At 65.7% G+C, this 13,321-nt stretch carries 10 protein-coding genes; 3 read left to right on the forward strand and 7 right to left on the reverse strand.

Annotation, left to right across the window (positions count from 1 at the left end):
- Positions 1-951: 951 nt before the first annotated feature.
- The 5 genes from DIE12_RS35435 to DIE12_RS35455 form a co-directional block, all read right to left on the reverse strand.
- Positions 952-1,968, reverse strand: coding sequence for a HoxN/HupN/NixA family nickel/cobalt transporter (locus DIE12_RS35435; protein ID WP_260426328.1), 1,017 nt, complete (start codon positions 1,966-1,968; stop codon positions 952-954).
- Positions 1,969-2,145: 177 nt separating this feature from the next.
- Entirely contained in the window at positions 2,146-4,257 is a 2,112-nt protein-coding gene (gene fusA, locus DIE12_RS35440; RefSeq protein ID WP_044845578.1) for an elongation factor G, read from the reverse strand.
- Positions 4,258-4,480: 223 nt separating this feature from the next.
- On the reverse strand, positions 4,481-4,981 hold the full coding sequence (locus tag DIE12_RS35445; protein WP_044845579.1) for a DUF192 domain-containing protein: 501 nt from the start codon (positions 4,979-4,981) through the stop codon (positions 4,481-4,483).
- Between the two features lie 160 nt (positions 4,982-5,141).
- Positions 5,142-5,354 carry a hypothetical protein gene (locus DIE12_RS35450; RefSeq protein ID WP_072465376.1) on the reverse strand — a complete coding sequence of 71 codons (213 nt, stop codon included), beginning with the start codon at positions 5,352-5,354 and terminating at the stop codon, positions 5,142-5,144.
- A 289-nt stretch (positions 5,355-5,643) separates the two neighbouring features.
- Entirely contained in the window at positions 5,644-6,222 is a 579-nt protein-coding gene (locus DIE12_RS35455; protein ID WP_124486986.1) for a pseudouridine synthase, read from the reverse strand.
- Between the two features lie 275 nt (positions 6,223-6,497).
- Between DIE12_RS35455 and icd the strand changes: the two genes are divergently transcribed.
- Complete coding sequence (gene icd / locus DIE12_RS35460) at positions 6,498-7,754, forward strand: NADP-dependent isocitrate dehydrogenase (RefSeq protein WP_044845581.1); 1,257 nt, start codon at positions 6,498-6,500, stop codon at positions 7,752-7,754.
- 279 nt (positions 7,755-8,033) lie between these two features.
- Positions 8,034-10,262: an NADP-dependent isocitrate dehydrogenase gene (locus tag DIE12_RS35465; RefSeq protein WP_044845582.1), complete on the forward strand. Its 2,229-nt coding sequence runs from the start codon at positions 8,034-8,036 to the stop codon at positions 10,260-10,262.
- A gap of 129 nt (positions 10,263-10,391) precedes the next feature.
- Here DIE12_RS35465 and DIE12_RS35470 read toward each other — a convergent pair whose 3' ends face one another.
- Positions 10,392-10,616: a hypothetical protein gene (locus tag DIE12_RS35470; RefSeq protein WP_044845583.1), complete on the reverse strand. Its 225-nt coding sequence runs from the start codon at positions 10,614-10,616 to the stop codon at positions 10,392-10,394.
- A 691-nt stretch (positions 10,617-11,307) separates the two neighbouring features.
- On the opposite strand from DIE12_RS35470, the gene DIE12_RS35475 reads away from it, so the two are divergent.
- Entirely contained in the window at positions 11,308-12,906 is a 1,599-nt protein-coding gene (locus DIE12_RS35475; protein ID WP_124523863.1) for a multicopper oxidase family protein, read from the forward strand.
- Positions 12,907-13,085: 179 nt separating this feature from the next.
- Here the strand turns inward: DIE12_RS35475 and DIE12_RS35480 are convergent, their stop codons facing one another.
- A complete protein-coding gene (locus DIE12_RS35480) occupies positions 13,086-13,289 on the reverse strand; it encodes a cold-shock protein (RefSeq protein ID WP_004196460.1) in 204 nt (67 codons plus the stop codon).
- Positions 13,290-13,321: the final 32 nt, after the last annotated feature.

Below are 13,321 nucleotides of genomic sequence, written 5' to 3' on the forward strand. Positions count from 1 at the left end.
CCGTCGCCGTGGCCTCCATCGCCGTGACCTCCGTCACCGTGGCCTCCATCGCCGTGACCTCCGTCACCGTGGCCTCCGTCGCCATGGCCTCCGTCACCGCCGGAGCCGCCACCGCCACCATGGCCGCCTCCGGAAGTACCGCCCCCGGAAGTACCACCGCCCGAAGTACCACCGCCCGAGCCCCCGCTGCCGGCGGCATTGCCGCCGCGGCCGGTGCCCCCCGAGCCAACCGAGCCGTTCGTCCCGCCCGTTGTCCCGCCGACGCCTGCGGGGCCGACGGCGCCATTGCCGTTGTTTCCGCCGCTACCCGTGCTGGCGCTCCCGCTTCCGGTCGTTCCGCCGCTACCGAGGCCGCCATTTCCGCCATTGCCGCCGCCGGCATACACACGCACCGCACAAGCGGCCGGGTTGGCCGCACATGACGCAGCGTTTTCGGCCAAGATCATCACGGTGTCCGCGCTGGACGTGGCGTCAGGCGCCGCATTCTGCTCGATCTGGGCGGATGGGGTGGTGGAAGTGCCGTCACCCGGCAGCACGGTCACAGGAACGACGGTTGTCGTGTCCTGCGCGACGGCATACGAGCAGCAGCACGCAATCGCGGCTGCGGCCAGCAGGGTCATGCGATAGCACCGTCCCGTCGTGCGGGACAGTTGTTTCGTTCTGCTCATCATTGGCCTCCCGATGCGCGCGATGCCTCGACACGCGCGTTCATCAACGTGTGGAGCAGGGGACCAGCAACGATGCAGTGTCGTTTCGGCGGCCGACGTGTGTCCGGCCGGCGCCGGAGGCCAGCCGCGAGCACGAGTCGGCACGCGGGCCCGCCGTGCGAATCCCTAACTGCGAGATTCGTGCCACCGGCCGGCTATGCCCGCGGCGCAAGGCGCGCACGGAGTGCGCGACAGCGTGCGATACGTCGTCGTGAGCTTTTTGTTTCCGAACTGAAACGTCTGACTACGTCTGGCGCGCCGTCGTGTCGGCAGCGCGCGGCCAGCGATGGCAGAGGATCGACGCGATCCAGGCGACGAGAAAGAGTGCGACGATGCCGTAACCGATCGCGCCGAAGCGTTCCCCGAGTGCATCGAGCGCATCGCGCACGGGGCCCGTCAACGACAGCTTGTCGGCGAGCAGGCCGGCGGCCTCGATCCCGCCGATGGCCAGCGCGACGGCCGCCGACAGCAGCGTGATGCTCGCGTTGTAGAGCAGCTTGCGCCGCGGGTCGTCCATCGCCCATCCGTACGCATGCATCATCAGGACATTGTCGGTCGAGTCGATCAGCGTCATGCCGGCCGCGAACAGCGCGGGAAACAGCATGACCGTATAGAGAGGCAGCGCGTGGCTCGCCTGTGCGGCCGCGATCGCGAGCAGCGCGATTTCGGTTGCAGTATCGAAACCCAGGCCGAACAGCACCCCGGCCGGATACATGTGCCAGCTCTTCGACACGAAGCGGAACAGCGGGCGCAGCAGCCGACCGACGAGGCCGGCCGGAGGATGTGCATGCGCGGCGTCGTGCGCGTGATCGGGCGCGCCGCGATAGCGCCGCCACACGTCGCGCAGGATCACCAGGTTGATGCACGCGAGCACGAGCAGGAAGGTGGCCGACACGGCCGTGCCGATCGTGCCGCCGATCTCGCGGAATGCGTCGAAGCGGTCGCGCAGCGCGAACGCGCTCAGCGCGATGCCGAGCGTCGCGGCGATCACGATCGTCGAGTGGCCGAGCGAGAAGAACAGGCCGACCGTCACCGGACGCCGGCCGTCCTGCATCAGCTTGCGCGTCGCGACGTCGATCGCGGCGATGTGATCGGCGTCGACCGCATGACGCAGGCCGAGCCCGTACGCGATCGCCGCGGTGCCGAGCAGCAGCGGATGGTCGCGCAGCACCGCGAGTGCCCACAGCCAGACGGCGACGTTCGCGGCGATGAGGCCGGCATACAGCATCAGCAGGCGGCGCAGGGCAGGGCGGCGTGGCATCGGCAGGGTTCCGTCGGACGAATCGCGATGCATTGTGGCATGCGAAAAAAATGCCTGGCGTGCCGATCAAAAACGTCGCCGGCCGGTCGCATCGCTGCGTTCGACGGACGAAAAAAAGCCCGTCCGGAACCGGACGGGCTCGTACTTGCCGCGCAGCAGTGCGCAGGTGCGCCGCGCTTACTTCACTTTCGCGTTGATCACGGCTTCCGACACGTTCGCCGGCGTTTCCGCGTAGTGCTTGAACTCCATCGTGTACGTCGCACGGCCTTGCGTCGCCGAGCGCAGTGACGTCGAATAGCCGAACATTTCCGCGAGCGGCACCTCGGCGCGCACCAGCTTGCCGCCACCGCCCGCGATGTCTTCCATCCCCTGCACGATGCCGCGCCGGCTCGACAGGTCGCCCATCACGTTGCCCATGAAGTCCTCGGGCGTCTCGACCTCGACGGCCATCATCGGCTCGAGCAGCACCGGCTTGGCCTTGCGCATCGCTTCCTTGAACGCCATCGAGCCGGCCATCCGGAACGCGTTTTCGTTCGAGTCGACGTCGTGGTACGAGCCGAACGTCAGGTGCACCTTCACGTCGACCACCGGGTAGCCCGCGAGCACGCCGCTCTTCAGCGTCTCGGTGATGCCCTTGTCGACGGCCGGGATGAATTCGCGCGGAATCACGCCGCCCTTGATCTCGTCGAGGAACTCGTAGCCCTTGCCGGGGTTCGGCTCCAGCGTGATCACCGCGTGCCCGTACTGGCCGCGCCCGCCCGACTGCTTGACGAACTTGCCCTCGACATCGGATGCCGTCGTGCGCACCGTTTCGCGATACGCGACCTGCGGCTTGCCGACCGTCGCCTCGACGCCGAACTCGCGCTTCATCCGGTCGACCAGGATTTCGAGGTGCAGCTCGCCCATCCCCGAAATGATCGTCTGGCCGGATTCCTCGTCGGTCTGCACGCGGAACGACGGATCTTCCTGCGCGAGACGGTTCAGCGCGAGGCCCATCTTCTCCTGGTCGGCCTTCGTCTTCGGCTCGACGGCCTGCGAGATCACCGGCTCCGGGAATTCCATCTTCTCGAGGATGATCGGCTTGGCCGGATCGCACAGCGTGTCGCCCGTCGTCGCTTCCTTCAGGCCCACTGCCGCCGCGATGTCGCCCGCGCGTACTTCCTTGATTTCCTTGCGCTCGTTCGCGTGCATCTGCAGGATCCGGCCGAGCCGCTCCTTCTTGTCCTTCGTCGCGTTCAGCACCGTGTCGCCCGATTCGACGACGCCCGAATACACGCGGAAGAAGATCAGCTGGCCGACGAACGGATCGGTCATGATCTTGAACGCGAGCGACGAGAACGGCTCGTCGTCGCTCGGGTGACGTTCGGCCGGCTTCTCCGGATCGTGGAAGTCGTGACCGAGGATGGCCGGCACGTCGACCGGCGACGGCAGGTAGTCGATCACCGCGTCGAGCATCGCCTGCACGCCCTTGTTCTTGAACGCGCTGCCGCACAGCATCGGCACGATCTCGTTGGCGATCGTGCGCTGGCGCAGCGCGGCCTTGATCTCGTCCTCGGTCAGCGATTCATGGTCGTGCAGGTACTTCTCGAGCAGTTCCTCGCTGGCTTCCGCGGCGGCCTCGACCATCTTCTCGCGCCATTCGTGCGCGAGCTCGACGAGATTCGCGGGGATGTCTTCGTACGTGAACTTCACGCCCTGGCTTTCGTCGTCCCAGACGATCGCCTTCATCTTCACGAGATCGACGACGCCCTGGAAATGATCTTCCGCGCCGATCGGAATCTGGATCGGCACGGCGACGCCCTTCAGGCGCTCGCCGATCTGGCGCTGCACGCGGAAGAAGTCCGCGCCGATGCGGTCCATCTTGTTGACGAACGCGATGCGCGGCACCTTGTACTTGTTCGCCTGGCGCCATACGGTTTCGGACTGCGGCTGCACGCCGCCGACCGAGTCGTAGACCATGCACGCGCCGTCGAGCACGCGCATCGAGCGCTCGACCTCGATCGTGAAGTCGACGTGCCCGGGCGTGTCGATGATGTTGATCCGGTGTTCGGGGTAGTTGCCGGCCATGCCTTTCCAGAAGGCCGTGGTCGCAGCCGACGTGATCGTGATGCCGCGTTCCTGCTCCTGCTCCATCCAGTCCATCGTGGCCGCGCCGTCGTGCACTTCACCGATCTTGTGGCTCACGCCGGTGTAAAACAGGATGCGCTCGGTCGTCGTGGTCTTGCCGGCATCGATGTGAGCGCTGATCCCGATATTGCGATAGCGCTCGATGGGGGTTTTGCGGGGCACGTGAACCTCCTGGTGGTTCGGATCGTAAGCGGGACGGCGGCGCCGGCCCGGGCTGAAACAAGCGAGATTTAAAGCATAGCGCTTGTCCGTGGCTTTTGCAGATGCGGGCAAGGTGCGCCGTATCAAGGCGGCCGCGGCCGCCGGCCGGCGAAAAAAAAGCCGGCGCCCAACAAGCAGGGCGGCCGGCTGCGGTCGATGCGCGGCGGTGCCGCGGCGATGGCGATTACTGGGCCTTGGGCAGCCCGTCGAGCTTCATGCCCGGCTTGATGCCTTTCGCCGCGAACCAGCCCTTGCTCATTTCGAGCGCATAGACACCGTTGTTGCGCGGGCAGTGGTTGTCGGTCGTCTCGGCCTTCATCTCGTCGATGTCGGTGATCGTGCCGTCCGCGCGGACGAACGCGATCGACAGCGGGATCAGCGTGTTCTTCATCCAGAAGCAGTGCACGGCGTTCTCGTTGAACACGAACAGCATGCCTTCGTTCGGCGCGAGCTGCGACCGGTACATCAGCCCCTGTTCGCGATCGGCGTCGTTCGCGGCGACGGCCGCGTCGATCACGTACATGCCGGCGCGCAGCTTCACGCGCGGGAACTCGCCCGGCTGCTTGGCGCCGGGCGGCATCTGGGCGTGGGCGGTCTGCATGCCGAGTGCGAGGACGGCGAGCGCGGCGGGAAACACGGCGGCGCGCGCAAGGCGGCCGAGCGACGGGCGCAGGGAGAATCGCACAGCAGGGCTCCTATCGGGAAAACGAGACCCGCATGGTACGCGAAGCGCGCCGGCGGGCACAAAAAAGAAAAAGGCAGATCGCCTCGCGGTGATCTGCCTTTCAACGCCGTAAGAACGGCAAGACTGCGTGTTCTTGACTGCGTTATTACAAACAGCTTGCTTAGTTCGAAGCAGCTGCCGGTGCTTCGGCTTCGCTAGCTGCCTTCTTAGCTGCGTGGTGCTTCTTCTTTGCGTGGTGCTTCTTGGCAGCGTGCTTTGCCGGTGCCGAAGCAGCTGCCGGAGCAGCAGCCGAAGCAGCTTCCGGAGCCGAAGCTTGTGCGAATGCTGCCGTTGCGAAGAGGCCAGCGACCAGAGCGGCGATCAGTTTGTTCATGTTGTGTTCCTCAGCTTTAGTTAATTAACCAAATGACCCGGCAATAGGAGTCATGTCGTCTAACGGTGCCATCCACCTTTCGGTTGACAGACGCTTCGAGAAATTTCTCTTTGCGCTGCGGGCGCCGAATCGTATTCGAAGAAAACGTCGCTTTCGTGACGCAAACACGGAAATACCGGTTCGGCTGCCAATGCCGGATAGCTAAGGTTGGCATCTGCGTGGTTTAACGCACGATCTTCGCCGGCGGTTGACGAAAAAGATGACGAAAAATTCGCGCGTCCCGAATTCATCATTCGGTGCGTGCGAAACCGTCCCAGGGGGCCCGCGGCGGCAACGCGATTGTTTCGCCCGGTGCAATGCCGAGCGCGAATATGTCGAGCGCGCCAATGCCGACACGCACGAGACGCAAGGTCGGGAAGCCGATCGCGGCCGTCATCCGGCGCACCTGCCGGTTCTTGCCTTCGGTGATCGCGAGTTCGATCCACGTGGTCGGGATCGCGGCGCGATAGCGGATCGGCGGGTTGCGCGGCCACAGCGCCTCGGGCGGTTCGATGAATTCGGCGCGGCACGGGCGCGTCACGTAGTCGCCGAGATCGACGCCGCGCGCGAGTGCCTTCAGGTCGGCCGGTCCCGGCGCGCCGTCGACCTGCGCCCAGTAGCGCTTGACGAGCTTGTGGCGCGGCTCGGCGATGCGCGCCTGCAGCGCGCCGTCGTCGGTGAGCAGCAGCAGGCCCTCGCTGTCCGCGTCGAGCCGGCCGGCCGGGTAGACGCCGGGCGTGGTTACCCAGTCGCCGAGCGACGGCCGCGTCTCGTGCGCGGAAAACTGGCAAATCGTGCCGAACGGCTTGTTGAGGGCGATCAGGGTCATGGCGGGGCGCCCGCCCGGCGTGCCGCGGGGCGGCGGGACGGGCGGTCTATGGCAAATGGCGGAATCTTAATGCATAATACGGAACGGCAAGTCATCTGTCTTATATAAGACATAAGGGAAGACTTGATACGCAGCGTCGCGCTTCGTGCCGCCGGCCCCGGTTGGGGCGCTAGAATAGCGGCTCGCTGTTGCCGTCACGAAGGTGGCAAGGCCACCTCGCCGCGCGCGCAGTTTCGACCAGCATCACCTGCTCAGCCACGTCACTGGAGTCGATCATGCCGTATCAGCACATCAAGGTTCCGGAGGGCGGTGACAAGATCACCGTCAACAAGGACTTCTCGCTCAACGTTTCCGATCAGCCGATCATTCCCTACATCGAAGGCGACGGTACGGGCTTCGATATCACGCCGGTCATGATCAAGGTCGTCGACGCGGCGGTCGCGCATGCCTACAAGGGCAAGCGCAAGATCCACTGGATGGAGATCTTCGCGGGCGAGAAGGCGACCAAGGTGTACGGTCCGGACGTGTGGCTGCCGGACGAGACGCTGCAGGTGCTGAAGGAATACGTGGTGTCGATCAAGGGGCCGCTCACGACCCCGGTCGGCGGCGGCATCCGTTCGCTGAACGTCGCGCTGCGCCAGGAACTCGACCTCTACGTCTGCCTGCGTCCGGTCCAGTATTTCAAGGGTGTGCCGTCGCCGGTGCGCGAGCCGCAAAAGATCGACATGGTGATCTTCCGCGAGAACTCGGAAGACATCTACGCGGGCATCGAATGGGCCGCGGGCTCCGAGCAGGCGAAGAAGGTCATCAAGTTCCTGCAGGAAGAGATGGGCGTGAAGAAGATCCGCTTCCCGGAAACCTCGGGGATCGGCGTCAAGCCCGTGTCGACCGAAGGCACCGAGCGTCTCGTGCGCAAGGCGATCCAGTACGCGATCGACAACGATCGCAAGTCGGTCACGCTGGTGCACAAGGGCAACATCATGAAGTTCACGGAAGGCCTGTTCCGTGACGCCGGCTATGCGCTCGCGCAGAAGGAGTTCGGCGGCGAGCTGATCGACGGCGGCCCGTGGATGCGCGTGAAGAACCCGAAGACGGGCAACGAGATCGTCATCAAGGATTCGATCGCCGACGCGTTCCTGCAGCAGATCCTGCTGCGTCCGGCCGAATACGACGTGATCGCGACGCTGAACCTGAACGGCGACTACATCTCCGACGCACTGGCCGCGCAGGTCGGCGGCATCGGGATCGCGCCGGGCGCGAACCTGTCGGATTCGGTCGCGATGTTCGAGGCGACCCACGGCACGGCGCCGAAGTACGCGGGCAAGGATTACGTGAACCCCGGTTCCGAGATCCTGTCGGCGGAAATGATGCTGCGCCACCTCGGCTGGACGGAAGCGGCCGACACGATCATCGCCGCGATGGAGAAGTCGATCCTGCAGAAGCGCGTCACGTATGACTTCGCGCGTCTGATGGAAGGCGCGACGCAGGTGTCGTGCTCCGGCTTCGGCGAAGTGCTGATCGAGAACATGTAAGTCCCTTCCGGGGCAGGCCGGCGGACCGCCGGCCGCCCCGGCGCCTACTGCCGGCGCCGGGGCGTTTCATGAACGGCAGGTTTGTTGGCAGGGCGGTCCGGCATGCGGGCCGCGGCGCCGCGATGCGGCCCGGGTGCCCTGCAAGGTAGAACATGACGGCCCTCGCAACACCACCGCCCGGCTAGCCGGCACGCCCCTTTCGCGATCGACCCGGTCGCTCCCCGCCGGTTACCGCCGGCGCTCCTCAGTCCCAAATTTTCACGTAGCAACGCATCGACCATGTCCACTTCGCCCAAGATCATCTACACCCTCACCGACGAAGCGCCCGCGCTCGCGACCTATTCGCTGCTGCCGATCGTCAAGGCCTTCACGCGCTCGTCGGGCGTCGCCGTCGAAACGCGCGACATCTCGCTCGCCGGCCGCATCATCGCGGCATTCGCCGACGTCCTGCCGCCGGAGCAGAAGGGTTCCGACGATCTGGCCGAACTGGGCCAGCTCACGCTGAAGCCGGAAGCGAACATCATCAAGCTGCCGAACATCAGCGCGTCGGTGCCGCAGCTCAAGGCCGCGATCGCCGAACTGCAGGCGCAGGGCTACAAGCTGCCGGCCTACCCGGAAGAGCCGTCGAGCGACGAAGAGAAGGCCGTCAAGGCCCGCTACGACAAGATCAAGGGCAGCGCAGTGAACCCGGTGCTGCGCGAAGGCAACTCCGACCGTCGCGCGCCGCTGTCGGTCAAGAACTACGCACGCAAGCACCCGCACAAGATGGGCGCATGGAAGGCCACGTCGAAGGCGCACGTCGCGCACATGACCGAAGGCGACTTCTACGGCAGCGAGAAGTCGGCGCTGATCGCCGATGCCGGCAGCGTGAAGATCGAACTCACGACGGCCGACGGCGTGAAGAAGGTGCTGAAGGAAAAGACGGCCGTGAAGGCCGGTGAAGTCATCGACGCCTCGGTGATGAGCCGCAAGGCGCTGCGCAGCTTCATCGAAGCGCAGATCGCCGACGCGAAGGCGCAGGACGTGCTGTTCTCGGTGCACCTGAAGGCGACCATGATGAAGGTCTCGGACCCGATCCTGTTCGGTCACTTCGTGTCGGTGTTCTACCGCGACGCGCTCGCGAAGCACGCGGACGTGCTGGCGCAGGCCGGCTTCAACCCGAACAACGGGATCGGCGACCTGTACGCGCGCCTGAAGGACCTGCCGGCCGACACGCGCGAAGCGATCGAAGCCGACGTCAAGGCCGAGTACGCGGTGCGTCCGCGCCTCGCGATGGTCAACTCGGACAAGGGCATCACGAACCTGCACGTGCCGAGCGACGTGATCGTCGACGCATCGATGCCGGCGATGATCCGCGAGTCGGGCTGCATGTGGGGCCCGGACGGTGAACTGTACGACGCGAAGGCCGTGATTCCGGACCGCTGCTACGCGGGCGTCTACCAGGCCGTGATCGAGGACTGCAAGCAGCATGGCGCATTCGACCCCGTCACGATGGGCAGCGTGCCGAACGTCGGCCTGATGGCGCAGGCCGCCGAGGAATACGGTTCGCACGACAAGACGTTCCTGATCCCGGCCGACGGCGTCGTGCGCGTCACCGACGAAGCCGGCAACGTGCTGCTCGAGCATGCGGTCGAGTCGGGCGACGTCTGGCGCATGTGCCAGACCAAGGACGCACCGGTGCAGGACTGGGTCAAACTCGCGGTCAACCGCGCCCGCGCGACCGGCGCGCCGGCCGTGTTCTGGCTCGATCCGGCACGTGCGCACGACGCGCAGATCATCGCGAAGGTCGAACGCTACCTGAAGGATCACGATACGAACGGCCTCGACATCCGCATCATGACGCCGGTGGACGCGACGCGTTTCTCGCTCGAGCGCATCCGCGCGGGCAAGGACACGATCTCGGTCACGGGCAACGTGCTGCGCGACTACCTGACCGACCTGTTCCCGATCATGGAACTCGGCACCAGCGCGAAGATGCTGTCGATCGTGCCGCTGATGGCCGGCGGCGGGATGTTCGAGACGGGCGCGGGCGGCTCGGCACCGAAGCACGTGCAGCAGTTCGTCGAGGAAGGCTTCCTGCGCTGGGATTCGCTCGGCGAATTCCTCGCGCTGGCCGCGTCGCTCGAACACCTCGGCAACGCTTACCAGAACCCGAAGGCGCTCGTGCTCGCGAAGACGCTCGACCAGGCGACCGGCAAGTTCCTGGACGAGAACAAGTCGCCGGCGCGCAAGGTCGGCGGCCTCGACAACCGCGGCAGCCACTTCTACCTGTGCCTGTACTGGGCGCAGGCGCTGGCCGAGCAGACCGAGGACGCCGCGCTGAAGGCGCAGTTCGAAGGCGTCGCGAAGTCGCTGTCCGACAGCGAAGCGCGCATCCTGGAAGAACTGTCGGCCGCGCAGGGCAAGGCACAGGCGATCGGCGGCTACTACCGTCCGAGCGTCGAGCTGACGAGCCAGGCGATGCGCCCGAGCGCAACGCTGAACGGCATCGTCGACGCAGTCGCCTGACGCCGGCCGCGCCACCGCGCGCGTCCTGGCAACGGCAACAGCAGATGCGGCGGGCCTGGCGGCTCGCCGTCCCGCCGATAATGAAAACGCCCCGGTGACCCGGGGCGTTTTTCGTTGCAGGCGTGCCATTCAGACGTGAACGATTTCCCATTCGGCGATTTCGTGCGGCACTTCGAGCGTGGCCGTATCCAGTTCGGACGGCTGTTCGCAGTCGCCGCGGGAGATGTGGTCGGCTGCCACTTCCGGGCACGAGAACGCGCCGAGCGAGGCGTTGCCGAACGTCGCTTCCCAGCCGCCGTTTGCCGGCAGGATGTAGAACGACCCGAGCGCTGAACCAAAGCGAAATCCCTTCATTTCCGTTCTCCCTTTCTGATCACAAGCGATTCTGGTGTGCCGCCCGCCGGCGCGTCCGGCTGTGGCCCGACTGGCTGCTTGCGCCGGGTTCCGTATCGAACGTCGTGGCGAAGCGTCAGTGCATGGAACAAAGTCTACGTCCGCGAGCGCGCTCGATGGTGCGCGTAGAACGCTTTCTCGAAACAAAAATTCTCCTTTTAAAACAATGTGATATTTGGTGTGTTTTGTATTGCGGAATGATTTTTGGCATCGCGAAACAGCGAATTTGTGCCGTGCACCACGAATTTTTATAAAGCAGAGACTTGTTCCACATCGTGAAAAATCGAGGGGTTCAGGCAAAGAGGGCGCGCGACGCGTCGATGACGCGATGCGCAGCGGCAGCAAATGCCTTCGATCGGGCGTGACCAAAGCGGGTGACGCAAGGCGTCGATCGCCCCGGCCGGCGTGAGGGCAGCGGAGCCCGCGGCGTCGTTCGATGAGCGAAAACGCGGCCCGCGCGGCGCGCGAATCGTCGGGCCGGCAGCGTCGTGCGGCGTATCGACGCTCGCGCGGTGTCGCGGCGTTTCGACCGAGTGCTGCGGTTATGATGACGCGGGCATCGGATTGCGCGTCGCACGGGCGCTTCCCCGTGCCGGCACGCGCGCAGGTCGCGACGGCCGCGCGATGCAGCACGAATAACGAGGAACGATTGATGATACGGAGAACCTTCCTGTCGCACGCCATCGGTGTCGCGGCCGCTTCGCTGTTTGCGCGCGCCGCATGGGCGCAGCATGCCGGTCACGCGGGCATGGCCGGCATGGATCAGATGGACGACATGCCGGGCATGTCGGGAATGGCGGACCACGCGCAGCACGCGAAGCCGGCGCCGGCCGCGCTCGCCGCGGCCGATGCCCTGCCGGCCGGCACGCCGCTCGCGTCGCTGCGCATCCTGGCAAACGAAAGCCGCGAACCTGGCACGTTCCGCGCGACGCTGGTCGCGCAGCCGGTCGCGCGTGCGATGCTGCACGGTGCGCGTCCGACGACGTTCTGGCAGTTCGGCGCGGACACGCAAGGGCCCGTCGTCGGCCCGCTGATCGACGTGCGCGAGGGCGACACGGTCGAGATCCGCTTCGTGAACAAGCTGCCGCAACCGTCGACGATCCACTGGCACGGGCTGCCGGTGCCGCCCGACCAGGACGGCAATCCGTCCGATCCGGTCGCGCCGGGCGCGTCGCATGTGTACCGCTTCACGCTGCCGAAGGGCAGCGCCGGCACCTACTGGTATCACCCCCATCCGCACATGATGACGGCCGAACAGGTATTCCGCGGGCTTGCGGGGCCCTTCATCGTGCGCGCCGCCGACGACCCGCTCGCCGGCTGGCCCGAGCGCAACCTGTTCGTATCCGACCTGAAGCTCGCGCGCGACGGCACGATCCCGCCGAACGACATGATGGACTGGATGAACGGCCGCGAAGGCCAGTTCGTGCTGGTCAACGGGGCGCGCCGGCCGCAGATCGACGTCGCGGGCGACGAGCGCTGGCGCGTGTGGAACGCATGCAGCGCGCGCTACCTGCGCGTCGCGTTCGACGACGGCCGCGCGTTCGAGCAGGTCGGCACCGACGGCGGGTTGTTCGACGCGCCGCGCCGCGTGACGTCGCTGCTGCTCGCGCCGGGCGAGCGTGCGGAACTGCTGGTGCGCGCCGGCGACCGCGCGTCACGCGCGGTGCTGCAGGCGGCCGAATACGACCGCCGCAAGATGGCAATGTCGCACGACGGCGGCCACGGCAGCCTGCCGCCAGATCCGGCGCTGGCGCTCGCCGATGTCGCGTTCGCGCCTGCAGCGGCGCGCGCGCTGCCCGCGACGCTGCGCAGGGTGCCCGCGCTCGGCGAGCCGGTCGCGCAGAAGACGATCGAGTTCGGCGAAAAGATGGACATGGACGCGATGATGAAAGGGCCGGCACACGGCCGCCCGGCGGGCATGCGCTTCATGATCAACGGTGCGACCTACGCGCCGCATCGCGCGACGCTGACCAGCCGCCGCGGCGACGTCGAGCGCTGGACCCTGCGCAACGCCACCGACATGGATCACCCGTTCCACTTGCATGGCACGCAATTCCAGGTGATCGAGCGCGCGTCGGACGGCACGCGCACGAGCGAACCGTTCCGCGCATGGCGCGATACCGTCAACGTGCGCAGCGGCGAGACCGTGACGCTACTCGTCACGCAAGACATGCCCGGCGAGCGCATGTTTCATTGCCACATTCTCGAACACGAGGATCTCGGCATGATGGGCACGCTGAAGGTCGTGTAACGGATATCGAATATGTTTCACGCGCATGACGGCATTCGATCTGCGCGTGCAACAAGACAATACGTGTTCGATTATCGGGATTGAACGAAAAGGCCGGCCAATCGAATTAACGAGTGGCCGGCCTGAAAAAAAAAGAAACCCGGCGCAATGCCGGGTTTCTTCGTCTGATATCCGGTGCCTTACGCGGCCTGGATGTTCGACGCTTGCTTGCCCTTCGGCCCTTGAACGACCTCGAAGCTCACCTTCTGGCCTTCCTTCAGGGTCTTGAAGCCCTGCATGTTGATGGCCGAGAAGTGCGCAAACAGATCTTCACCGCCCTCGTCGGGAGTGATGAAACCGAAGCCCTTCGCGTCGTTGAACCACTTAACGATACCAGTTGCCATTTCCTACTTCCCCTGTCACACAGTCGCTGCTA

Origin of the sequence: Burkholderia sp. Bp9015, from assembly GCF_003853505.1 — a bacterium.
Taxonomy (GTDB): domain Bacteria; phylum Pseudomonadota; class Gammaproteobacteria; order Burkholderiales; family Burkholderiaceae; genus Burkholderia.

Coding starts and splice junctions, on each gene's coding strand:
- DIE12_RS35450 (WP_072465376.1), bottom strand. CDS start 5,354: ATGAACAAACTGATCGCCGCTCTGGTCGCTGGCCTCTTCGCAACGGCA.
- DIE12_RS35465 (WP_044845582.1), top strand. CDS start 8,034: ATGTCCACTTCGCCCAAGATCATCTACACCCTCACCGACGAAGCGCCC.
- DIE12_RS35435 (WP_260426328.1), bottom strand. CDS start 1,968: ATGCCACGCCGCCCTGCCCTGCGCCGCCTGCTGATGCTGTATGCCGGC.
- DIE12_RS35470 (WP_044845583.1), bottom strand. CDS start 10,616: ATGAAGGGATTTCGCTTTGGTTCAGCGCTCGGGTCGTTCTACATCCTG.
- DIE12_RS35455 (WP_124486986.1), bottom strand. CDS start 6,222: ATGACCCTGATCGCCCTCAACAAGCCGTTCGGCACGATTTGCCAGTTT.
- icd (WP_044845581.1), top strand. CDS start 6,498: ATGCCGTATCAGCACATCAAGGTTCCGGAGGGCGGTGACAAGATCACC.
- DIE12_RS35475 (WP_124523863.1), top strand. CDS start 11,308: ATGATACGGAGAACCTTCCTGTCGCACGCCATCGGTGTCGCGGCCGCT.
- DIE12_RS35480 (WP_004196460.1), bottom strand. CDS start 13,289: ATGGCAACTGGTATCGTTAAGTGGTTCAACGACGCGAAGGGCTTCGGT.